Source organism: Pseudomonas sp. Nvir (assembly GCF_963778085.1).
Lineage (GTDB): Bacteria > Pseudomonadota > Gammaproteobacteria > Pseudomonadales > Pseudomonadaceae > Aquipseudomonas > Aquipseudomonas juntendi.
This window is the reverse complement of sequence record NZ_OY970405.1, coordinates 3,810,973-3,833,427: the sequence shown is the minus strand read 5'-3', so window position 1 is coordinate 3,833,427 and position 22,455 is coordinate 3,810,973. Positions and strand designations below refer to the sequence as shown.

Annotated in this window: 22 protein-coding genes; 14 read left to right on the top strand and 8 right to left on the bottom strand. The window is 64.8% G+C overall.

The genetic code is table 11. The annotated features are described in order from the left end of the window. Window positions 1-69 precede the first annotated feature (69 nt). Genes AACG97_RS18590 through AACG97_RS18575 form a run of 4 tightly spaced genes read left to right on the top strand, consistent with a single transcriptional unit; the run spans window position 70 to window position 5,172 of the window. Entirely contained in the window at window positions 70-552 is a 483-nt protein-coding gene (locus tag AACG97_RS18590; RefSeq protein ID WP_029885286.1) for a formate dehydrogenase subunit gamma, read from the top strand. Then, window positions 546-2,105 (top strand): formate dehydrogenase beta subunit, encoded by a 1,560-nt coding sequence (locus AACG97_RS18585; protein ID WP_225786088.1) that lies wholly within the window; start codon window positions 546-548, stop codon window positions 2,103-2,105. The genes AACG97_RS18590 and AACG97_RS18585 overlap by 7 nt, the downstream gene beginning before the upstream one ends. Continuing rightward, the gene (gene fdhF / locus AACG97_RS18580; protein ID WP_225786089.1) at window positions 2,102-4,972 is read left to right on the top strand and encodes a formate dehydrogenase subunit alpha; all 2,871 of its coding nucleotides are present in this window, start codon (window positions 2,102-2,104) and stop codon (window positions 4,970-4,972) included. The genes AACG97_RS18585 and fdhF overlap by 4 nt, the downstream gene beginning before the upstream one ends. Beyond that, the gene (locus AACG97_RS18575; RefSeq protein ID WP_009684206.1) at window positions 4,969-5,172 is read left to right on the top strand and encodes a formate dehydrogenase subunit delta; all 204 of its coding nucleotides are present in this window, start codon (window positions 4,969-4,971) and stop codon (window positions 5,170-5,172) included. Before fdhF ends, AACG97_RS18575 begins: the two co-directional genes overlap by 4 nt. Window positions 5,173-5,226: 54 nt before the next feature. Here AACG97_RS18575 and AACG97_RS18570 read toward each other — a convergent pair whose 3' ends face one another. After that, window positions 5,227-6,090, bottom strand: coding sequence for a universal stress protein (locus AACG97_RS18570; RefSeq protein ID WP_047149847.1), 864 nt, complete (start codon window positions 6,088-6,090; stop codon window positions 5,227-5,229). A 155-nt stretch (window positions 6,091-6,245) separates the two neighbouring features. Between AACG97_RS18570 and AACG97_RS18565 the strand changes: the two genes are divergently transcribed. Further along, the gene (locus AACG97_RS18565; protein WP_009684203.1) at window positions 6,246-6,863 is read left to right on the top strand and encodes a tRNA-(ms[2]io[6]A)-hydroxylase; all 618 of its coding nucleotides are present in this window, start codon (window positions 6,246-6,248) and stop codon (window positions 6,861-6,863) included. 26 nt (window positions 6,864-6,889) lie between these two features. On the opposite strand, the gene AACG97_RS18560 is transcribed toward AACG97_RS18565, so the two are convergent. After that, a complete protein-coding gene (locus AACG97_RS18560) occupies window positions 6,890-7,210 on the bottom strand; it encodes a DUF883 family protein (protein ID WP_197885192.1) in 321 nt (106 codons plus the stop codon). A 122-nt stretch (window positions 7,211-7,332) separates the two neighbouring features. Here AACG97_RS18560 and AACG97_RS18555 point away from each other — a divergent pair, with 122 nt between their 5' ends. Further along, window positions 7,333-7,596 (top strand): hypothetical protein, encoded by a 264-nt coding sequence (locus tag AACG97_RS18555; RefSeq protein ID WP_009684201.1) that lies wholly within the window; start codon window positions 7,333-7,335, stop codon window positions 7,594-7,596. An 11-nt stretch (window positions 7,597-7,607) separates the two neighbouring features. Here the strand turns inward: AACG97_RS18555 and AACG97_RS18550 are convergent, their stop codons facing one another. Further along, window positions 7,608-8,090 (bottom strand): LEA type 2 family protein, encoded by a 483-nt coding sequence (locus AACG97_RS18550; RefSeq protein ID WP_009684200.1) that lies wholly within the window; start codon window positions 8,088-8,090, stop codon window positions 7,608-7,610. Between the two features lie 134 nt (window positions 8,091-8,224). Here AACG97_RS18550 and AACG97_RS18545 point away from each other — a divergent pair, with 134 nt between their 5' ends. Beyond that, window positions 8,225-9,349 (top strand): sigma-70 family RNA polymerase sigma factor, encoded by a 1,125-nt coding sequence (locus AACG97_RS18545; protein WP_009684199.1) that lies wholly within the window; start codon window positions 8,225-8,227, stop codon window positions 9,347-9,349. Between the two features lie 124 nt (window positions 9,350-9,473). Next, the gene (locus AACG97_RS18540; protein WP_009684198.1) at window positions 9,474-11,900 is read left to right on the top strand and encodes a TonB-dependent receptor; all 2,427 of its coding nucleotides are present in this window, start codon (window positions 9,474-9,476) and stop codon (window positions 11,898-11,900) included. 121 nt (window positions 11,901-12,021) lie between these two features. Here the strand turns inward: AACG97_RS18540 and AACG97_RS18535 are convergent, their stop codons facing one another. After that, the gene (locus tag AACG97_RS18535) at window positions 12,022-12,912 is read right to left on the bottom strand and encodes a LysR family transcriptional regulator (RefSeq protein WP_047149845.1); all 891 of its coding nucleotides are present in this window, start codon (window positions 12,910-12,912) and stop codon (window positions 12,022-12,024) included. Between the two features lie 102 nt (window positions 12,913-13,014). On the opposite strand from AACG97_RS18535, the gene AACG97_RS18530 reads away from it, so the two are divergent. The 5 genes from AACG97_RS18530 (at window position 13,015) to zapE (ending at window position 17,866) form a co-directional block, all read left to right on the top strand. Continuing rightward, window positions 13,015-14,094, top strand: a complete 1,080-nt coding sequence (locus tag AACG97_RS18530; protein ID WP_182364713.1) for an extracellular solute-binding protein — start codon at window positions 13,015-13,017, stop codon at window positions 14,092-14,094. Between the two features lie 24 nt (window positions 14,095-14,118). Further along, the gene (gene speB / locus AACG97_RS18525) at window positions 14,119-15,084 is read left to right on the top strand and encodes an agmatinase (protein WP_144188677.1); all 966 of its coding nucleotides are present in this window, start codon (window positions 14,119-14,121) and stop codon (window positions 15,082-15,084) included. 144 nt (window positions 15,085-15,228) lie between these two features. After that, window positions 15,229-15,546 (top strand): hypothetical protein, encoded by a 318-nt coding sequence (locus AACG97_RS18520; RefSeq protein WP_197885189.1) that lies wholly within the window; start codon window positions 15,229-15,231, stop codon window positions 15,544-15,546. Window positions 15,547-15,568: 22 nt separating this feature from the next. Then, window positions 15,569-16,714: a PQQ-dependent sugar dehydrogenase gene (locus AACG97_RS18515; RefSeq protein ID WP_232555014.1), complete on the top strand. Its 1,146-nt coding sequence runs from the start codon at window positions 15,569-15,571 to the stop codon at window positions 16,712-16,714. Window positions 16,715-16,753: 39 nt separating this feature from the next. Continuing rightward, window positions 16,754-17,866, top strand: a complete 1,113-nt coding sequence (zapE, locus tag AACG97_RS18510; RefSeq protein ID WP_197885187.1) for a cell division protein ZapE — start codon at window positions 16,754-16,756, stop codon at window positions 17,864-17,866. 20 nt (window positions 17,867-17,886) lie between these two features. On the opposite strand, the gene AACG97_RS18505 is transcribed toward zapE, so the two are convergent. From AACG97_RS18505 to trhP, 4 genes are all read right to left on the bottom strand, one after another. Continuing rightward, the gene (locus tag AACG97_RS18505; RefSeq protein WP_009684189.1) at window positions 17,887-18,885 is read right to left on the bottom strand and encodes an alpha/beta fold hydrolase; all 999 of its coding nucleotides are present in this window, start codon (window positions 18,883-18,885) and stop codon (window positions 17,887-17,889) included. A gap of 75 nt (window positions 18,886-18,960) precedes the next feature. Next, window positions 18,961-19,398 carry a YqaA family protein gene (locus tag AACG97_RS18500; protein ID WP_009684188.1) on the bottom strand — a complete coding sequence of 146 codons (438 nt, stop codon included), beginning with the start codon at window positions 19,396-19,398 and terminating at the stop codon, window positions 18,961-18,963. Continuing rightward, a complete protein-coding gene (locus AACG97_RS18495; RefSeq protein ID WP_197885186.1) occupies window positions 19,398-19,826 on the bottom strand; it encodes a DUF411 domain-containing protein in 429 nt (142 codons plus the stop codon). The genes AACG97_RS18500 and AACG97_RS18495 overlap by 1 nt, the downstream gene beginning before the upstream one ends. A gap of 45 nt (window positions 19,827-19,871) precedes the next feature. Further along, a complete protein-coding gene (gene trhP, locus AACG97_RS18490) occupies window positions 19,872-21,206 on the bottom strand; it encodes a prephenate-dependent tRNA uridine(34) hydroxylase TrhP (protein WP_115294405.1) in 1,335 nt (444 codons plus the stop codon). A gap of 135 nt (window positions 21,207-21,341) precedes the next feature. Between trhP and AACG97_RS18485 the strand changes: the two genes are divergently transcribed. Continuing rightward, window positions 21,342-22,406 (top strand): AI-2E family transporter, encoded by a 1,065-nt coding sequence (locus AACG97_RS18485; protein WP_009684185.1) that lies wholly within the window; start codon window positions 21,342-21,344, stop codon window positions 22,404-22,406. Window positions 22,407-22,455: the final 49 nt, after the last annotated feature.

Sequence of the window (22,455 nt, the reverse complement as noted above, 5' to 3'; positions counted from 1 at the left end):
CAGCAGAACACGCTGGATACCTGCCATTACAACAACACAGGCAGGGTCCGTGATGCCGAGGTCCGCTGTATGCCTGATGAATTGCTCCACCTGCCCGTTATCCAGCGCATTCTGGCGCGCGACAAAGACACCCCCGGCGCCCTGTTGCCGATGCTGCATGCTATCCAGCATGACCTGGGCTACATCCCCGATGCCGCCGTTCCCGAACTGGCCCATGCCCTCAACCTCAGCCTGGCCGAGGTGCGTGGGGTAATCAGTTTCTATCATGACTTCCGCACTGCGCCGCCGGCACGCCATACCTTGCGCCTGTGCCGCGCCGAGTCGTGCCAGAGCCGTGGCGCCGAGGCACTCGCGGCGCAGCTGCGTGAACAGCTGGCACTCGACGACCATGGCACCAGTGCCGACGGCGCCATCAGCCTGCGCCCGGTGTATTGCCTGGGCGCCTGCGCCTGCTCACCCGCGCTGGAACTCGACGGCCAGGTGCATGCACGGCTCACCCCCGAGCGCTTGCGCGCCTTGGTCAATGCCTGCCAGGAGGATGCAGCATGCTGAAGCTGTTCATTGCCTGTGATTCGGTCGCCCGCGCCGTGGGCGCCGACCAGGTCGCCGAGGCCTTCCAGCGCGAAGCCGAGCGGCGCCAGTTGCCGCTGGAGAGCCAGCGCACCAGCTCGCGTGGGCTGTACTGGCTGGAGCCGCTGGTCGAGTGCGACAGTGCGCAAGGCCGCCGCGGCTTTGGCCCGGTCACCGCACAAGACGTGCCGGCGCTGCTCGATGCCCTGGCCGGTGAGCCCGCCGAGCACCCGCTGGCGCTTGGGCCGGTCGAGGCGATCCCCTACCTCAAGACCCAGCAACGGCTGCTGTTTGCCCGCGCCGGCATTACCCGCCCGTTGTCGCTGGACGACTACCGGGCGCACGGCGGTTTCGCCGGCCTTGAAGCCGCGGTAGCGCTGGACGGCGCCGAAGTGGTCGCTGCCGTGCTGGACTCTGGCTTGCGCGGCCGCGGTGGTGCGGCCTTCCCGGCGGGTATCAAGTGGCGCACCGTGCGGGACGCTGGCGCAGGCCAGAAGTACGTGGTGTGCAATGCCGACGAGGGCGACTCCGGCACCTTTGCCGACCGCATGCTGATGGAGGGCGACCCGTTCCTGCTGATCGAAGGCATGATCATTGCCGGCCTCGCCGTGGGCGCCGACATGGGCTACATCTATGTGCGCTCGGAATACCCCGATGCCATCCGTGTGCTCGAGCAGGCGTTTGCCATCGCCCGTGCGGCCGGTTACCTGGGGGTCAACGTGGCTGGTAGCGGCCGGGCTTTCGAGCTGCAGGTACGGGTGGGGGCCGGCGCCTACATCTGTGGTGAAGAAACCGCACTGCTCGAATCGATCGAGGGCAAGCGCGGCATCGTCCGCGCCAAGCCGCCACTGCCCGCGCTGCAAGGCCTGTTCGGCTTGCCGACATTGGTCCACAACGTGCTCACCCTGGCCTCGGTGCCGATCATCCTGGCCAAGGGCGCCGCGTTCTACCGTGACTTCGGCATGGGCCGCTCACTGGGGACCATGCCGTTCCAGCTGGCCGGCAATGTGCGCCACGGCGGCCTGGTGGAGCGGGCTTTTGGCCTGACCCTGCGCGAGCTGGTAGAGGGCTACGGGGGCGGCACGGCCAGTGGCCGGCCGCTGAAAGCTGCGCAGGTCGGCGGCCCGCTTGGCGCCTGGGTGCCACCCAGCCACTTCGACACGCCGCTGGACTATGAAGCCTTCGCCGCCATGGGCGCGATGCTTGGCCATGGCGGTGTGGTGGTCGCCGACGACACCCTGAACATGGCCAGCATGGCGCGTTTTGCCCTGCAGTTCTGCGCCGAGGAGTCGTGCGGCAAGTGCACCCCGTGCCGCATCGGCTCGACACGGGGCATGGAGGTGGTCGACCGCTTGATCGCCAGCAGCGAAACGGGCGAGCGCCATGACCACGCCCTGTTGCTGCGCGACCTGTGCGACACCATGCAGTACGGTTCGCTGTGCGCCATGGGTGGCATGACCGCCTACCCGGTCGCCAGCGCCCTCAAGTACTTCCCCGCCGATTTCGGGCTGACCACCACGGAGGCCGCACAGTGATCAACTTCTTCGACCCGCAAACCGACCTGGGCACCCCGGCTCGCGACAGCGACGTGCAGGTCAGCCTGAGCATCGATGGCCGTGCCATCAGCGTGCCGGCCGGCACCTCGGTGATGCGCGCCGCGGCCATGCTCGGCACCAGCATCCCCAAACTGTGTGCCACCGACAGCCTTGAAGCCTTTGGCTCGTGCCGCATGTGCATGGTGGAAATCGAAGGCATGCGCGGCTACCCGGCATCGTGCACCACGCCGGTCAGCGAAGGCATGGTGGTGCGCACCGAAACCCCGCGCCTGGCCGGCTTGCGCCGCAACGTGATGGAACTGTACATCTCCGACCACCCGCTGGACTGCCTGACCTGTTCGGCCAACGGCAACTGCGAGCTGCAGACCGTGGCCGGGCAGGTTGGCCTGCGCGAGGTGCGCTATGGCTATGACGGCGCCAACCACCTGGCTGAGAAAAAGGACGTTTCCAACCCGTATTTCGACTATGAACCGAGCAAGTGCATTGTCTGCAGCCGCTGCGTGCGCGCCTGCGAGGACATCCAGGGCACCTTCGCCCTGACCATCACCGGGCGTGGTTTCGAGTCGCGGGTGGCGGCGGCCGGCGGAGACAATTTCCTGGCTTCGGAGTGCGTGTCGTGCGGCGCCTGTGTGCAGGCCTGCCCAACCGCGACCCTGACGGAAAAAAGCCTGGTGCAACTGGGCCAGCCCGAGCGTTCGGTGGTCACCACCTGTGCCTACTGCGGTGTGGGTTGCTCGTTCCGCGCAGAAATGAAAGGGGACAAGCTGGTGCGCATGGTCCCGGACAAGAACGGCGGCGCCAACCATGGCCACGCCTGCGTCAAAGGGCGTTTCGCCTGGGGCTACGCGACCCACCCGGACCGCATCACCAAACCGATGATCCGCAAGCGCCTGGAGGACCCGTGGCAAGAGGTCAGCTGGGACGAGGCGGTGAACTACGCCGCCAGCGAATTGCGCCGTATCCAGCTCAAGTATGGGCGTGACTCCATTGGCGGCATTACCTCCAGCCGCTGCACCAACGAAGAGGCGTACCTGGTGCAGAAGCTGGTGCGTACGGCGTTCGGCAACAACAACGTCGACACCTGTGCCCGGGTCTGCCATTCACCGACCGGTTATGGCCTGAAGCAGACCCTCGGCGAGTCGGCAGGTACGCAAAGCTTCGACTCGGTGATGCAGGCCGACGTGATACTGGTGATCGGTGCCAACCCTACCGACGCCCACCCGGTGTTCGGCTCGCAGCTCAAGCGCCGCCTGCGCCAGGGCGCGCGGCTGATCGTGATCGACCCACGACGTATCGACCTGGTCGACGCGCCGCACGCCCGTGCCGAGCTGCACCTGCAACTGCGCCCTGGTACCAACGTGGCCATGCTCAACGCCTTGGCCCATGTGATTGTCACCGAGGGCCTGCTGGACCAGGGCTTCATCGATGCCCGCTGCGAAACCGAAGACTTCGCCCGCTGGCGCGACTTCGTCAGCCGTGCCGAGAACGCCCCGCAAGTGCTTGGCCCGGTGTGTGGCGTAGCGCCAGAGCAGATCCGCGCCGCCGCCCGGCTGTACGCCACCGGCGGTAATGCGGCCATCTATTACGGCCTTGGGGTGACCGAGCACAGCCAGGGCAGCACCGCGGTGATGGCCATCGCCAACCTGGCCATGGCCACCGGCAACATCGGCCGTGAAGGGGTAGGGGTCAACCCACTGCGCGGCCAGAACAACGTGCAGGGTTCGTGCGACATGGGTTCGTTCCCCCATGAGTTGCCCGGTTACCGGCATATTTCCAACCAGGCGGTGCGTGAAGAGTTCGAGCAGGCCTGGGGCGTGACCTTGCAGCCCGACCCGGGCCTGCGTATTCCCAACATGTTCGAGGCAGCGCTGGACGGCAGCTTCAAGGCGCTGTACTGCCAGGGTGAAGACATTGCCCAAAGTGACCCCAACACCCAGCACGTTACCGCTGCCTTGCTCGCGATGGAGTGCGTGGTGGTCCAGGACATCTTCCTCAACGAAACCGCCAAGTTCGCCCACGTGTTCCTGCCGGGCAGTTCGTTCCTGGAAAAAGACGGCACCTTCACCAACGCCGAGCGGCGAATTTCACGGGTGCGCAAAGTCATGGAACCGCTGGCCGGCAAGGCTGACTGGGAAGCTACCATCGCCCTGGCCGACGCCCTGGGCTACCCGATGCACTACCGCCACCCGTCCGAGATCATGGATGAAATCGCCCGCCTGACCCCGACCTTCCGCCGGGTCAGCTACGCCGAAATCGAACGCCATGGCAGCCTGCAATGGCCCTGCAACGAGGCCGCGCCGGATGGCACGCCAACCATGCACATCGACCAGTTCGTACGGGGCAAGGGCCGCTTCATGCTCACCGGCTATGTGCCGACTGACGAAAAGGTCAACAGCCGCTACCCGCTGTTGCTGACCACCGGGCGCATCCTCAGCCAGTACAACGTCGGCGCGCAGACGCGGCGCACCGGCAACGTGGCCTGGCACGACGCCGACCGCCTGGAAATCCACCCCACCGATGCCGAAAGCCGGGGTATCCAGGACGGCGACTGGGTCGGCATTGGCAGCCGTGCCGGGCAGACGGTGCTGCGCGCCAAGGTCAGTGCGCGGGTGGCCGCGGGGGTGGTGTACACCACGTTCCACTTCCCCGAGTCGGGGGCCAACGTGATCACCACCGACAACTCCGACTGGGCTACCAACTGCCCTGAGTACAAGGTCACGGCGGTGGAGGTGGTCAAAGTGTTCCAGCCTTCGCAATGGCAGCAGCGCTATCAGGACTTCAGTGATGAACAGCGGCGCCTGCTGCAGGAGCGCCGCACAGCGGAGAAAGCCGAGGTACGCCAATGAGCAGCGCCAGCCTGGTCAAGATGGCCAACCAGATTGCCCATTACTTCGACAGCGAGCCTAACCGAGCGCTGGCCGTGCAAGGGGTACGCCAGCATCTGCAAAGCTTCTGGACGCCGGCCATGCGCAGGCAACTGCTGGAGTGGATTGCAGCCAACGACGGGGAGGGGCTGGACCCGAAGGTGCGTGAAGCATTGGGCTGACGGGTACCTGCGGCCTTGTGCAGGCGCGCCGCTGTGGCGCGCCTGCAGGGGGCGTCAACCCCGGACCCGTTCGGCCAGCTTGGTGCTGGTTTCTTCAAGCTTGAGCACCAGCACGTCGCCCTTCAGCTCATCGAGTACCACCTCTGCAGTATTGCCAATCAACGCCCCGGTAATCCCTGTGCGGCACACCGTACCGATCACGGTCACCACCGCATCCAACCGCTGCTCGGTATGGGGGATAAGCACATCTGCCGGTCCTTCAGCCACGTGCAGGCGTTCCTCGCTGATGCCGTACTCGGCCTGGAACGCCTCGCACGCTTTACGGTAGCGTGCCTCGATGGTTTCGCTCAACTGGTAGACCGGGTCGGCCGCCGACAGCATGGGCGACGGGTGCGCGCTGATGACATGCAGCTCGCCCTTGGCCAGCGCGGCGATGTCATGGCCATGGTCGATGATGCTGGCGTGCAGGCGGCGGTGATCCTCGTCCTGGTTGCCCACGTCCACCGCGGCCAGAATCCTGCCGCCAGTCCACGGCCGCTCGCTCTTGACCATCAGCACGGCACACGGGCATTGGCGCAGCAGTTTCCAGTCATCGGGGGTGAGCAGGGCCTTTTTCAGCGGGTTGTCGGGGCGGTGTTCCTTGATTACCAGCTCACAGCCTTCGGCCTGCTGCACGTAGATGATGGTGTCGTGCAGGTTATCGCGCCAGGCCTCTTCGTGGGAGACATTGTCATAACCGTCGTCGTGCAGTTGGCGGCTCAGCACGCTCAACAGCGCGCTGTGGTCATGCCGTTTGTCGCACATCAGCAGGTGCAGGCGCGCGCCGGTGACGCCTGCAATCAGCTTGGCCCGGGTCAGTGCCCGGCTGTGGGCGTGTTCGGGGTCGAGCACCACGAGAATGCTGCGGATGGCTTGCATGGGCGTTAACTCCAGTCAAAGGGGGGCGACCAATGCCTGACTATAGTCCCCGCTGCCCGCGCGGGTGCTTGATACACATCAAGCATAGCCACTGGCGCCGACCGCCACCGCCGGTATAATCGCCAGCCCTGCCTGTTCCGTGTGGTTGCATGCTCATGTCCCTGACCCCCGAAATCGATGCCTTCCTGGGCTGCCCGACGCCAGACGCCTGGATCGAAGCAGCACTGGCCGACCAGGAAACCTTGCTGATCGACCACAAGAACTGCGAATTCAAGGCCGCCAGCACAGCCCTGAGCCTGATCGCCAAGTACAACACCCACCTTGACCTGATCAACATGATGTCGCGCCTGGCGCGCGAGGAGCTGGTGCACCACGAGCAGGTGCTGCGCCTGATGAAACGCCGTGGCGTACCGCTGCGGCCGGTGTCGGCGGGGCGCTACGCATCGGGGCTGCGCCGGCTGGTGCGCGCCCATGAGCCGGTCAAGCTGGTGGATACGCTGGTGGTCGGGGCGTTCATCGAAGCGCGCAGCTGCGAGCGCTTTGCCGCGTTGGTGCCGCACCTGGATGAAGAGCTGGGCCGTTTCTACCATGGCCTGCTGAAAAGCGAGGCGCGCCATTACCAAGGCTACCTGAAACTGGCGCACCACTATGGGGATGCGGCGGACATTGCCCGCCGCATTGAACTGGTGCGCGCGGCGGAAGCGGAGCTTATCCAGTCACCCGACCAGGAGCTGCGCTTCCACAGCGGGATTCCGCTGGCGCAAGCCGCCTGAAGCGTGCCGCCGGCGCGGCCGCTCGGTCAGTTGCGCCGGCCCAGCAGCAGGCCCACCACCAGGCCGAGGCCGGCGGAAATGGCCACGGTTTGCCACGGGTGGCCACCGATGTAGTCCTGCGTGGCGTTGACCATGGGCTGCGCCTTGTCACGCATGTTTGCGGCGGCCTGGCGTGCCTGTTTCAGCTTCAGGCTGACCTGCGCGCGCAGGCTGTCGGCTTCTTCGCCAACCAGGTCAGCGCTGTCGTTGAGCAGCTTCTCCGATTCTTCGATCAGCGCCTGCAACTCACTGAAGACCTGGTCCTTGATTTGATCGCTGTCGGCCAGCGTGGCTTTTTTCCGGGCCATTAAAGTGTCCTCGTCGATGGGTGGTTTGAACAATGGATACTTACGCGCCGGAAAAGTTGCGTCGGCGTGAGGTTGGCGCGTTGGTGTAAGATAGCCGCCATTTACGGTCTAGCAGGTGATGCATGAGTTTCAATCTGGCCAACATGAGCTTCGAGGAACGGGCGCAGATCGAGGCAGAGAAGGCCCGGCTGTTCGAAATGTGGCAGACCAACCTGGGCAAGGCCAAGGGCGAAGCCGCCCGGCTGATCGCCGAGAAGCCACGGCGCAAAGGCAAGTGGGCCGAGTGGGTACGCGCTGAGCTGGAGGGCATGTCGCCGCCCGAATACGCCAGCATGGTCCGCAGCGAAGTCAACAAGCTGATGGCAGCAGCCAGCGCCAACCGCTGAGCGCCCGCTGTTTACCAGGTGGTCCCTTTGGGCAGGTCCAGCTTGCCCTCGTCGGTGAAGCGCACGGTGCCCAGTGGCCCGCTGGCCAGCTTGCCGCGTAGCTTGTAGGGCAGGCCCTGCAGGGTACCCACCTGGCCCAGCCCGTAGGCCTGGCGCAGGAAAGAGAACGCCGTGATGCTCACCGGCACCACGATCACCGCCTCGTCGTAGCGGCCAATGTGCCCCTGCTGGTCACTGACCCCGGCAGCCAGTGGCTGGCCGTTCACCTCCAGGTCGAGGGCGATGCCGTTGTAGTCGATTGCCTCTTCGTTGGGGTTCTGCACCCGCATTTTCACGGCCATGCGCAGCTCCAGTTCCTGCCCCGGCAGCGGTTCGATGCCGATCACGCTGATGTTCAGCGGGTCGCGTGGCTGCAGGAGCGCGCAGGCCGCCAGGCTGCTGGTCAGGCACAGGGCGATGAGCAGGCGGGTGTAGCGGTGCAGTCGGGCAACCATGGGTACGACCTTGCCTAAGTGAACGAGCCGTCAGTGTGGCAAATGCGCGCCGGCGTTGAAAGTGTTGGGTCAGATGAAAGATACTGTTTCTCATTAACAGTCGATAACTTCTCTTACTGGTCGTTCCCAAACCCATGCTGACTTCACCTGTGTCGGGCCTGCTGGCGAGTTTCCAGGAGCACTACGACGACTTGCTGCAGTTCCTGACCCGGCGCATGAGCGACCGCCAGCGTGCCGCCGACGTCGCGCAGGAAACCTACCTCAAGCTGGTGAACATCGACGAGCAGGCGTTGCCGGTGCTGCACGCGCGCAGTTTCATCTTCCGCGTGGCGGGTAACCTGGCCATCGACGCCCTGCGCCGCGAGCAACGCATCGCGGCCAGCCACGATGATTGCGACGGGGCAGGCGAGCTAGCCTGCCCAGCGCCAGCGCCCGAGGCGGTGTTGCTGGCGCGTGAGCGCCTGCAACTGCTCGATCAGGCGCTTTTGCAGTTGCCCTGCAAGGCCCGCCAGGCCTTGTTGCTGAACCGCGTCGACGGCCTGACCCAGAAGCAGGTCGCACAACGCCTTGGCGTGTCGGAAAGCATGGTGGCCAAGTACATTGGCCAGGCCCTGCGCCATTGCCGCCGGTGGCTGCAGCAGGCGGGCGTAGCGGCCTGCGGGGTATTGCTGGTCACTGCCCTGGTCGCCTGGCAGCAGGCGCCGGTGTTGTTGGCCGATTACCACACTGGCGTGGGTGAGCGGCAGGTCGTGACGTTGGCCGATGGCACGCGGGTCACCCTGAACAGTGCCAGCGCCTTGCGTGTGGTATTCAGCGAGCATGAGCGGCGCGTGGTGCTGGCTGCAGGTGAGGCACTGTTCGAAATGGCCGATGATGCCCGGCCGTTCGTGGTGGACACGGCCGGTGCAGCGGTGCAGGGCCGTGCCGCCACCTTCAGCGTGCGCCGTGATGGGCGCGTGGTACTGGCACGGGGCGAGGCCAAGGTCGGCGAGCAGCCGTTGGCAGTAGCGGCGGATGCCGGTGCCCAGTTGGCCTGGCAGCGCGGCAAGCTGATCTTCAATGGCAAGCCGTTGGGGCAGGTGCTGCAAGAGCTGGAGCGTTACCGGCACGGGCGCATCGTGCTGTCCGACAGCAAGCTGGCGGCGATGGAGGTGAGTGGGGTCTTCGACCTGGATGAGCCGCAGGCGCTGTTGCGCACCCTGGAGCAGCGGTATGGGCTGAAGGTGACCTACCTGCCTTGGTTGGCCGTGGTGCATTGAGCGGCCAGCGCAGAAAAAATTTGCAGTGGCCACTGCAAGTTCCTGCAAGCCAGATCGTCGTAGTGGGACTGATCAGCAACTCATTCTCATTTACGACTTGCCAGGAAGCGCCTACGTGTCTCTGATGCTCAAGCCTTTGCTCCGCCGCCGCGGTTCACTTCACCATGCCCTGTTGTCTTGCAGTGCCCTGGCCATGCTGACCGGCCCGCTGCAGGCGGCTGCTTCGACCACCGCCGAAAACGCCCAGCTGCAGGCCCGGCAGGTTCAGCTCGACCTGCCTGCGCAGCCGCTGGACCAAGCCCTGACCTCGTTTGCCGACCAGGCCGGCCTGCACTTGCTGTACACCACCGGCGATGTCGCCGGCCTGGCCGGCCCGGCCCTGCGCGGCAGCTACAGTGTCGAGCAGGCGCTGCAACAATTGCTGGCCGGTAGTGGCATGGGCTGGCAATTCAGCGATGCCCGCACGGTGACCCTGCGCAAGGCCGAAGCTGCGCCGCAGGCGGTCAACCTCAAGCCGATCGAAGTCAGTGTGGCTTCGCGTACCAGTACGGCAATCAGCGAAATCCCCGGGACCGTGTGGGTGGTCGACCAACAGCAACTGCGCGAACAGATCGACAGTGGCGTCAGCCTGAAGGAAGCCATCGGCAAGCTGGTGCCGGGCCTGGACCTGGCACCGGAAGGGCGCACCAACTACGGCCAGAACATGCGTGGGCGCAATGTGCTGGTGATGATCGACGGGGTCAGCCAGAACAGCTCGCGGGGGCTGTCACGCCAGTTCGACAGCATTTCGCCGTTCAATATCGAGCGCGTCGAAGTGCTGTCTGGTGCCAGCGCCATCTACGGCGGGGGCGCCACCGGCGGTATCATCAACATCGTCACCAAGAAGGGCGAACCCGGGCCGGCCCGTTTCGAGACCCAGTTGGGTGCCAGCAGCGGCTTCAACAACAGCGACGACCTGGCCACCCGCTTTGCCCAGTCGATCAGCGGCGGCAACGAGCGGGTCAATGCCCGCCTGGGTATCTCCGGCGAGCAGAACGAAGCGTTCTACGACGGGGCCGGCGAGCAGATATTCATCGACAACACCCAGACCGACCTGCAGTACAACCGCACGGTCGATGTGCTCGGCAGCTTGGGCATGCAGTTGAACGAGCAGCAAAGCCTTGACCTGCTGGCCCAGTATTACGACTCGGGCAACCACGGCAGCACCGGTATCTACTTCCCCAACCTGAACTACAACGCGCCCTCCGACCTGGAAGACGCCGAGCTGCGCAGCGGTTATTCAGCCGGCCTGGAGCCGCGCACCCGGCGCCTGCTGCTCAACGCCAACTACCACCACAGCGACGTGCTCGGCCAGGACTTCTACCTGCAAGCGTCGTACCGCAAGGAAGACGACAACTTCTACCCGTTCCCGTACTACAACCGGGCCACCCCTACAGGCTCGCGGGGGGTGTATTTTGCTGCCTCGCAGCAGAACTTCGAGGTTTCCAGCCTCAAGGGGTTGTTCGCCAAGCAATGGGACACGCTCAAGCTGACCTATGGTGTGGACCTGGACCGCGAGCGCTTCAGTGCCGAGCAGACCACCTTCAACGCACAGACCTCGTCCGAATCCGGTGGCCTGGACCTGGAGAAGGAGAGCAAGGCCGCACGTTACCCGAGCTATCGGGTGGATGGCGTTTCGCTGTATGGCCAGCTGGACTGGCGCGCCACCGACAACCTGACCTTGTCTGGCGGCGCCCGGCGCCAGCAGATGGACGTGGATGTCAGCGACTTCAAGGGCGTGCCCGGCGGCAGTAACGATTACCAGGTCAACCTGTTCAACGTCGGCGCCATTTACGACTTCAAGAATGGCCATCAGGCGTGGGCCAACTATGGCGAAGGCTTCGACCTGCCAGACCCGGCCAAGTACTACGGCAAGCCGGGCCTGAGCGTGGCAGACAACCCCCTGGCCGGGATCAAGAGCCGTCAGGTGGAGCTGGGCTGGCGCTATGCCGACCTGGACTGGGACGCCCAGGCAGCGCTGTACTACATCTGGTCGGACAAGATCATCAACGTCGACTCGCAAACGCTGACCATCAATGTCGAAGAGCAGAAGAGCCGTGACTTCGGCTTTGAAGGGGCATTGACCCGCCACTTCCAGAGTGGTTGGGAAGCAGGCGGCACGCTGCACCTGACCCGCTCCGAGGAAGAGGCGGTCGACGGCGGCTGGATCAAACGCGATGCCCGCTATGCGTCGTTGTCGAAGGCCACCGGTTTCGTTGGCTGGAAGGGTGACGGCCGCAGCGCGCGGCTGCAGGCCAACCACGCTTTCAGCCTGAAGGACGACGCCGACCATGAGATCGACGGCTACACCACCTTCGACCTGCTGGCCAGCCAGGACACCGGTTTCGGCACTTTCAGCGCGGGTATCCAGAACCTGCTGGACAAGCAGTACAGTACGGTCTGGGGGCAGCGCGCGACGCTGTTCTATTCGCCGACCTACGGGCCGGCGTACCTGTACGACTACCAGGGGCGCGGGCGCACCTATACGCTGACCTGGAGCTTGGCTTACTGAGCCTGGGCGCAGGGCAGGGGTGCCTGGGACCCTTTGGGTTGAGCATTCAGTATGGGTTGCCGGGGCCGCTTTGCGGCCCTTCGCGACGCAAGGCCGCTCCTACAGGCACCGTGCTTGGCTTTCAGGCGAAGGCCGCCAATACATCTTCGGCAAATGCCTGCTGTGCCTCGCCGGCCACCTGCGCCCGGTGCCGGGCCAGGGTAAACGGCACGACAAAATCCAGCCCCGGGTCCAGTGCCCACAGCTGCCCTTCGGCCTCCCAGGCCAGGGCGCTGTGACACGGCAGATAACCAATGTGCCTGCCCGAAAGAATGAACGTCAGCACGCTCTCGATCTGTTCCGCCACCGCCATGCCGTGCCTGCTCTGGAACGGCTCGTCGCCTTCGATGAAACGGTACGGGTGGCGCACTTGGTCCTGCTCCAGCAAACGCTGGCGCGGCACCTGCGGCACGCCGAACAAGGGATGCCCTTTGCCGCAATACAGCCGCTGCCGTTCCTCGAACAAGGGCTGGTAGTCGAACGCCGCCTGTTTACCGGAAAAATAGCTGATGGCGTAGTCCAGCCGCTGCTCCAGCAACAACCGCTCCAGCTCCGCCGGTGGAGCACTGATCAGTTCCAGTTGCACCGACTCGACGCGGCGGCGAAATGCCGCGATCGCCGCCGCCAGCTTGAGGCTCACCTGCTTGTCCTGGTTTTCCGCCAGGCCGATGCGCACGGTGCCCAGCAGTCGCCCGGCAACACCGTTGGCCTGCTGGCGGAACTGCTCGATGTTCAGCAGCAGCGCGCGCGTGGCTTCCAACAGCATCCGGCCTTTCTCGGTCAGCCGGAAACCACCCTTGCCCCGGCTGCACAGGCGGTAGCCCAGGCGTGTTTCCAGCTGGGCCATGCGTTGGCTGATGGTGGGCTGGCTCAAGCCCAGCAGCCCCTGTGCAGCGCTGAAACCACCGGCCTCGGCTACAGTGACGAACAGCCGCAGTAGGTGCAGGTCGGGGTCATGCACTTGTCCGAGCATTGCATTGCTCCTGGTGAATGTCAGCTTTGCAAACTTGCCATTTCTTCAATGTAACCCGGCTGACATGCTCGCGGCATCCACCCATTTGCCGAGGTGTCTGTCATGCGTTCATCGTTGTGCCTGTTGTCGCTGGTACTGGCCTTGCCGCTGCAAGCCGAAGAGAAAGTCGTGAACCTTTACAGCTGGGCGGACTATGTCGCCCCGCAGACCCTCCAGCGCTTCGAGCAGGAGACCGGCTACAAGGTCCGCTACGACACCTTCGATACCACCGAAGTGCTGGAAACCAAGCTGCTTACCGGGGGCAGCGGTTACGACGTTGTCGTGCCGTCCGCCACGGTGCTGGCGCGGGCGCTGAAGGCCAATGCCCTGCAGCCGTTGCAGGCCCAGGCCATGCCCGGCTATGCCAACCTCGACCGCGACCTGCTGGCCAAGCTCGCCGAGGCCGACCCCGGCAACCGTTACGCGGTGCCTTACACCTGGGGCACGCTGGGCCTGGGGGTGAACGTACAGGCGGTGCGCCAGCGCCTGGGCGAGGTACCGCTGGACAGCCTCGACCTGCTGTTCAAGCCCGAGTACGCCAGCCGCCTGAAAGACTGCGGTATCGCCATGCCGGACTCGCCGCAGGAAGTGATCGGCGTGGCCCTGAACTACCTGGGCAAGGACCCGTACAGCCAGAGCAAGGATGACCTGGCAGCTGCCCAGAAGCTGCTGGGCCAATTGCAGCCGTCGATCAGCTACGTTGCCAATGGCCGGCAGATCAGCGACCTGGCCAACGGCAGCGTGTGCCTGGCGCTGACCTACAACGGCGATGCCGCCATGGCCGCCGACCAGGCCCGGCGTGCCGGCAAGCCGTTCGAGCTGATCTACCGCATCCCCCGCGAGGGCACGCTGGTGTGGCAAGACAACCTGGCGATCCCCAAGGATGCACCTCACCCGGAGGCGGCGCGGGCGTTCATCGCCTTCATGCTTAAGCCCGAGTCGGTGGCGGCGCTGACCAACACGCTGTTTTTCGCCAACGCCAACCAGGCCGCCACGCCGCTGGTGGATGAAGCCGTGCGCAACGACCCGGATATCTACCCACCGGCCGAAGTTCGTCAGCGGCTGTTCGCCGACCGCAGCATGGCCCTGGCCGACCTGCGCCAGCGCAACCGCCTGTGGACCGCCTTTCGCAGCCGCCAATAACCCTGCAGACCGAGGAGCCCGACCGTGGAGCAAGCCTTGAACAACGACCAGGCCATTACCCGCGACAGCCTGTATGGCACTGCCGCCGAAAGTACCTATGCCGGCATCACCAGTTTTGCTCGCCGCCGCTACAGCCGCGACCTGCATGGGGTGGATGTGGTGGTCAGCGGCGTACCTTTCGATACCGCCACCAGTAACCGGCCCGGCGCACGCTTCGGCCCCAGGGCCATTCGTGCCGCCTCGGTGCAGCAGGCGTGGGCCCGCCACTGGCCGTGGGCGTTCGACCCCTTCGACCACCTGGCGGTGATCGACTATGGCGACTGCGCCTTCGACAGCGGCACGCCGCAGTCGGTACCCAATAGCATCGAAGCCCATGCCGAACACATTCTGCAAGCCGGCTGCGCGATGCTCACCCTGGGCGGCGACCATTTCATCAGTTACCCACTGTTGAAGGCCCATGCCCGCCACCATGGCCCGCTGGCGCTGGTGCATTTCGATGCGCACAGCGACACCTGGCCGGACGAGGAGGGCAAACGCATCGACCATGGCACCATGTTCTGGCATGCCGCCCGTGAAGGCCTGGTCGATCCCGCCCACTCGGTGCAGATCGGCCTGCGGACCACCAACGACGACAGCCAGGGCTTCGCCATCCTGGACGCCAGGCAGGTGCACCGGCAGGGCACCGAGGCGGTCATTGCGGCGATTCGCCAGCGCGTGGGCGAGCGCCCGGTGTACCTGACCTTCGATATCGACTGCCTGGACCCGGCCTACGCGCCTGGCACCGGCACGCCGGTGTGTGGTGGCTTGAGCACGGTGCAGGCACTGGAGATTCTCGGCGGGCTGCGCGGCATCAACCTGGTAGGCATGGACTTGGTGGAAGTGGCACCGGCTTACGACCATGCCGACATTACCGCCCTGGCCGGGGCAACCCTGGCGATGGAGATGCTGTGCCTGTATGCCGCGCGGCACAAGGTCGATACCGGCCAATGAGGGCGGGGCCGCCAGCGGCCCCCACGGCGCCTGCTGAAACATCAGGATGCAACTCCACATGCTTTCACACATCTGGCCGCGAACCCCTGGCGCCTCAGGCTATCAAAGCCAGCAGGCGCCGCGTTTTCGTACAGGAGGTGAAGCATGAGTCCGACATTGCCCACGCTGGCCCTTGGCCTGGCCTTGTGCCTGCCCGTGCACGCGGCTCCGCAGCCACCGTTGCAGCTCGCTGCCGACTACCGCAACTCGTACAACAGTCCGATTCAGCGCGCCAACCCCAACAGCCGCCAAGGCAGCCTGCCGGCCACCCCGCCGGTGCGCGGCCCGTCTACCGAGCCGCAACAGCGTGTGCCCACGCTGGACAACCGCGGCATCGGCAATGGCGACAACCTGCGTCGCCAGCAGCAAACCCCGAACCTGGAACCGTCCCGGCCAGCGCGCGACAACCCGCGTGCGCCATAAGCCCACTTGAAAGGAATTGTGCATGCTCCGAGCACCCTGGCTAGCCACCCTGACCGCCGCTGCGCTGCTGCCCCTGCTGGCCCAGGCCGCGTCCGAACAGCAGTTTCCCAGTGAAGAAGGCAGCCTGACCGTCAGCACCGTGGCCGATGGCCTGCGCAACCCATGGGCACTGGCTTTCCTGCCGGGTGGCAAGGACATGCTGCTCACCGAGCGTGCCGGCAACCTGCGCCTGGTCAACGCCGAGGGCAAGGTCGGCCCGCCCATCAATGGCGTGCCGAAAGTGTGGGCCGAGGGCCAGGGTGGCCTGCTGGATGTGGCGTTGTCGCCAGACTTTGCCAAAGACCGCACGGTCTACCTGTCCTTCGCCGAGGAGGGCAGTGACGGCAAGGCCGGCACGGCGGTCGGCCGCGGGCAATTGTCCGAAGACCGCGCCCGGCTGGAGAACTTCAACGTGATCTTCCGCCAGCAGCCCAAGCTGTCGGTGGGTAACCATTTCGGCTCGCGGCTTGTGTTCGACCGTGATGGCTACCTGTTCATCGCCCTGGGCGAGAACAACCAGCGCGCTACCGCGCAGGACCTGGACAAACCGCAGGGCAAGGTGGTGCGAATCTGGCCGGACGGCAAGGTGCCCAAGGACAACCCGTTTGTCGGCAGGGACAATGTGCGGCCGGAAATCTGGTCGTATGGCCACCGCAACCAGCAAGGTGCTGCGCTCAACCCTTGGACTGGCAAGCTGTGGACCCACGAACACGGCCCGCGCGGTGGTGATGAAATCAATATTCCCGAGGCCGGCAAGAACTACGGTTGGCCGGTCGCCACCCATGGCATCAATTATTCACTGTTGCCGATTCCCGAGGCCAAGGGCAAGCATGTCAAGGGTATGGTCGACCCGCACCATGTCTGGGAGAAGTCGCCGGGCATCAGCGGGATGGCGTTCTACGACGGCCCCACCTTCAAGGCGTGGGACCACAACCTGTTCATTGGTGCGCTGGCCACGCAGGAACTGATCCGCTTGCAATTGAAGGGTGACAAGGTGGTGCATGAAGAGCGCCTGCTCGGTGATCTGAAAGCGCGCATCCGCGATGTACGGGTGGGGCCGGATGGGTATGTGTACGTACTCACCGATGACAAGGATGGCGCGCTGCTCAAGGTCGGCCTGAGCAAGTAGCCCTGAACCTGGCGCGCCCTAGGCCGTGTAGAATGCGGCATGGCCATGACCCCGCAATTCCTTTACCAGCAAGCCCTGGCTACCCAGGGCTATGTCGCCGACCCCGCCCAGGCGCGCGCCGTTGACGCCTTGCAGGGCTGTTTTCAGGCCCTTGAACAGGGCCGCCCGGCCCAGGGTATCTACCTATGGGGGCCGGTCGGCCGTGGCAAGACCTGGCTGATGGACCAGTTCCATCGCTGCCTGACCGTGCCCAGCCGACGCCAGCATTTCCACCATTTCATGGCTTGGGTCCACCAGCGCCTGTTCCAGCTGAACGGCACTGCCGACCCATTGCAAGCGCTGGCCCGGGAGCTCGCCGGCCAGATCCGGGTGTTGTGCTTCGACGAACTGTTCGTCAATGACATTGGCGATGCGATCATTCTTGGCCGGCTGTTCCAGGTGCTGTTCGACGAGGGTGTGGTGGTTGTCGCCACGTCCAATCAGCCACCCGAGCAACTGTACAGCGACGGTTTCAACCGCGAGCGCTTCCTGCCGGCTATCGCCGCAATCCAGCGCCACATGCAGGTGCTGCCGGTGGCTGGCGGGCAGGATCACCGCCTGCACCCCGGCGCAGCGCAGCAGCGCTACTGGGTGGTAGAGGCGGGGCAGGCCAGCCGGCTGGGCGAGGTGTTCCGCCAGCTTGGCCCCGACGGTGGCGGCACCGACCGGCCGTTGCCGATCGGCACCCGGCAAGTCCAGGTGGTGCGCCGCAATGACCACGCCATCTGGTGCCGTTTTGCCGACCTGTGCGAGCAACCACTGGCAGCTGTGGATTTCATGGCTTTGTGCGACCGTTTTGCAGCCATTGTGTTATCGGCAGTGCCGGCGCTGGGCGGTGAACAGCGGGCGGGGCGCATTGCCCGTGGCACCGAGGATGCGGCGCTGCGGGTAGCGGCGGGCGATCGTCAGCTACCCGCCTTGTCGCCCAAGGACGACGCGGTGCGCCGGTTCATTGCCCTGGTCGACGAGTGTTATGACCGCCGGGTGGCATTGTACCTGGAAGCGCACGTACCGCTGGATGCCCTCTACACCCAGGGTTACCTGGCGTTCCCTTTTCAACGCACCCTGAGCCGGCTACGGGAGATGCAACTGCAGCGGTTTGGAGGGGGCTAAGCCCGACAGCCGCTCAGCGCTCAGCGCCCCAACCATTCGATCAGCGTGCGGTTGAACCTGACCGGCTCTTCGATCTGCGGCGCGTGCCCCATGCCTTCGAAGGTGATCAGCTCACCCTTGGGGATCAGCTTGGTCACCTGCGGCCCCAGTTCGGCGTACTTGCCCAGCCTGGCCTTGACCTGCGGCGGCGCGATATCACTGCCGATCGCCGTGCTGTCCTTGTCGCCGATCAACAGCAAGGTGGGCATCTGCAGGTCCTTGAACTCGTGGTACACCGGCTGGGTGAAAATCATGTCGTAGATCAATGCCGAGTTCCACGCCACCGCTTCATGCCCGGGGCCCTGGTTGAGCCCCACCAGCATCTGCACCCAGCGCTCGTATTCCGGCTTCCAGCGGCCCGCGTAATACGTTTTGCGCTCATACTCGCGTACACCCTCGGCATTGAGCTTCAGCTCGCGGGCATACCACTGGTCCACGGTACGGTAGGGCACGCCAAGCGCCTTCCAGTCTTCCAGGCCGATCGGGTTGACCATCGCCAGCCGCTCGACCTGTTGCGGGTACATCAGCGCGTAGCGGGTGGCGAGCATGCCGCCTGTTGAGTGGCCGAGCACGCTGGCACGCTTGACCCCCAGGCGCTCCAGCAGGGCATGGGTATTGTCTGCCAGCTGCTGGAAGCTGTACTGATAGTGCGCCGGTTTGCTGGACGTGCAGAAGCCGACCTGGTCGACGGCGATCACTCGGTAGCCGGCCTTGCTCAGCGCCTCGATGGTGGTTTCCCAGGTAGCGGCGCAGAAGTTCTTGCCGTGCATCAACACCACGCTGTGGCCGTTGGCCTGGCCTTGTGCAGGCACGTCCATGTAGCCCATCTGCAGGGCCTGGCCCTGGGACTTGAAGTCGAAATGCTGGAGCGGATGCGGGTAGCGGAAACCTTCGAGCTGGGGGCCGAAGGTGGGCGATTCGGCAGCGACGGCCGAACCGCCGGCCAGGCACGCCAAGGCCAGAGCTGTTGCGCGCAGCATGGGGGAACTCCCTGTAGAACCTTGTAGGAAAAAAGCACTGTAACAGCCCATGGACCAAGGAGAGGGCGAAAGGTGTTACCGAGCGTGAAACCAGCCCAGGGTGATCATGGTGAGCACTGCATAGCGCCCTGCTTTGGCCACGCTCACCAGCAGCAGGAAGCGCCAGAACGGTTCGCGCATGATCCCGGCAATCAGCGTCAAGGGGTCGCCAATCACCGGCATCCAGCTGAGCAGCAGCGACCATTGGCCCCAGCGCTGGTAGCGCTGCTGCGCACGCGCCAACTGCGCGGTGCTGAAGGGGAACCAGCGCTTGTCGCGCAGGTGCTCGATGGCCCGGCCCAACAGCCAGTTCACCACCGAACCGAGCACGTTGCCCAAGGTGGCGACCAGCAGCAGGGTGGCCCAGGCCTCGGGCTGGCCCAGCAACAGCCCGACCAGCACGGCTTCCGATTGCAGCGGCAGCAGGGTGGCGGCGCCAAAGGCACTGAAAAACAGCGCCCACAGGCCGAGCATCAGTAGTTGGCGACCACGGTGTCCTGGCCGCCCTGGGTCACCCCGATCACTTGGTAGGCATCCTTGGGGTCGCCCATTTCCATGCCCGGTGAGCCCATCGGCATGCCCGGCACGGCCAGGCCCTTGAGGTCGTTGCGCTGGCTCAACAGGCGTACCTGTTCGGCCGGCACGTGGCCTTCGACGAACTTGCCGTCGATCACACCGGTATGGCACGAAGCCAGGCGTGGGGCCGCGCCCAGGCGCTGCTTGACCGCGCTCATGTTCGGTTCGACATGGTCGTTGACGGTGAAACCGTTATCGCGCAGGTGGCTGATCCAGGCCTTGCAGCAGCCGCAGTTGGGGTCGCGGTACACGTCGATGGTGTCGCCAGCCTGGGCCAGGCCGCTCATGGCCAGCAGGCCCAGGGTCAACAGATGTTTACGCAGCATGTCGCAACACTCCTTCAGAGCAAACCGGTCCATAGTACAGGATTCTCAGCGGGTGGCTGCTTCGGGGGCAAGGTCACGCATCAGCAACGCGTGGTCGAGGGCGACCTGTTCCGGAATCGGCAGGTAGACCACGTGGCCATCACCCGGCGCGACCTCGATGGCCTGCCGCTGACCGTTGCACAGGCGCTGCAAGTCGAAATGGTAGTTGCCGCGCGGGGTCATCAGCTCGAGGTGGTCGCCCACCCTGAAGCGGTTCTTCACCTTGACCTCGGCCAGGCCGTCGACGCGCACCCCGGTCAGCTCGCCAACGAACTGCTGGCGCTCGGACACCGAGTTGCCACGCTGGTAGTTCTGGTACTCGTCGTGCACGTGGCGGCGCAGAAAACCTTCGGTGTAGCCCCGTTGTGCCAGCGACTCCAGGTTGTCCATCAGCGCGCGGTCGAAGGGGCGCCCGGCCACTGCGTCATCGATTGCCTGGCGGTACGCCTGCACGGCGCGGGCGCAGTAGAAATGCGACTTGGTGCGGCCCTCGATCTTCAGCGAATGCACGCCCATGCCGACCAGGCGTTCCACGTGCTGGATGGCGCGCAGGTCCTTGGCATTCATGATGTAGGTACCGTGCTCATCTTCGAACGCCGGCATTTCGCTACCGGGGCGGTTGCTTTCCTGAAGCAGGAACACCTGGTCGGTAGGGGCGCCCAGGCCCAGGGTGGGCTGCACTTGGCGAACGATGTCGCCCACGGCGTTCTCGGTGGCGGGCGTGGCATCGTACTTCCAGCGGCAGGCGTTGGTGCAGGTGCCCTGGTTGGCATCACGCTTGTTGAGGTAACCCGACAACAGGCAGCGGCCGGAGTAGGCCATGCACAGGGCGCCATGCACGAACACTTCCAGCTCCATGCCCGGCACCTGTTGGCGGATTTCGCCGATTTCTTCCAGTGACAACTCGCGTGACAGGATCACCCGGCCAAGGCCCATGCCTTGCCAGAACTGCACGCTGGCCCAGTTTACCGTGTTGGCCTGTACCGACAGGTGCACCGGCATGTCCGGAAAATGCTGGCGCACCAGCATGATCAAACCGGGGTCGGACATGATCAGCGCGTCCGGCGCCATGGCGATCACCGGTGCCAGGTCCTTGAGGAATGTCTTCAGCTTGGCGTTGTGCGGGGCGATGTTGACCACGACGTAGAAGCGCTTGCCCAGCGCGTGGGCCTGGGCAATGCCCAGTGCCAGGTTGGTGTGGTCGAACTCGTTGTTGCGCACCCGCAAGCTGTAGCGCGGCTGGCCGGCATAGACCGCGTCGGCGCCATAGGCAAAGGCATAGCGCATGGTCTTGAGGGTGCCGGCAGGGGCCAGGAGTTCGGGCTTGCTGATCAGGGTCATGGTGCGCACCGGGGCAAAGGGCGCGGATGCTAAGGCACGGGGCTGATGCATGTTTTGATATATATCAACGGATGTAGCGGCACTTTTGGCCAAGCGGCGCGAACTAATATCGCATACGCCATTCGAGGACCTGTAATGAACGAAACTGCCCTACAGAACAAAGCCCTCGCGGTACTCCTGGCGCTGGTGACCATCGCTTTCGTGTGGATCCTGCTGCCGTACTACGGCGCGATATTCTGGGCGGTTGTGCTGGCTATCCTGTTTGCCCCGCTGCAGCGCAACCTGGTGATGCGTTTTGGTCGCCGGCGCAACCTGGCAGCGATCACCACGACCATGATCTGCCTGCTGGTGGCGGTGCTGCCGGTGATCATCACCAGCCTGCTGCTGGTGCAGGAAGGCGCGACCCTGTACCAGCGGATCGAAAGCGGGCAGCTGGACATTGCCGGTTACGTCGAACGGGGCAAGGACATGCTGCCGGCGTTCGCGCAAAACGGGCTGGACCACCTGGGCGTGGGCAACCTCGATGGTTTGCGCGACAAGATCACCAAGTGGGCGACCCAGGGCAGCCAGGTGCTGGCCAGCCAGGCCTTCAGCTTTGGCCAGGGTACGTTCGAGTTCCTGATCGGCTTTGGCATCATGATGTACCTGCTGTTCTTCTTCCTGCGTGAAGGCGCCGATGTGGCCCGCCGTGTGCGCCTGGCAGTGCCGCTGCCCGAGCACCAGAAACGCCGCTTGCAACTGAAGTTCAACCGCGTGGTGCGGGCCACGGTCAAGGGCAACGTGCTGGTGGCCGTGACCCAAGGTGCATTGGGGGGCTTCATTTTCTGGGTGCTGGATATTCCCAGTGCTTTGGTCTGGGGGGTGCTGATGGCGTTGCTGTCGCTGCTGCCGGCGGTGGGCGCGGGCATTGTCTGGGCACCCGTGGCCGTCTACTTCCTGCTGACCGGGGCGATATTGCCGGGCATCATCCTGACCGCGTTCGGGGTGCTGGTGATCGGCCTGGTGGATAACCTGCTCCGGCCGATTCTGGTAGGCAAGGACACGCGCATGCCGGACTACCTGATCCTGGTATCCACATTGGGTGGGTTGACGGTGTTCGGGCTCAACGGCTTCGTTATCGGGCCGTTGATCGCGGCGCTGTTCATGTCCAGCTGGGCGATCTTCGCCGAGGCCAAGCCACAGGTGCAATTGCCGCAGTGACGGCCGGCCATGGCAGTTGCGCGGTGTGCCCAAGGGCTGGTGTTTTCGC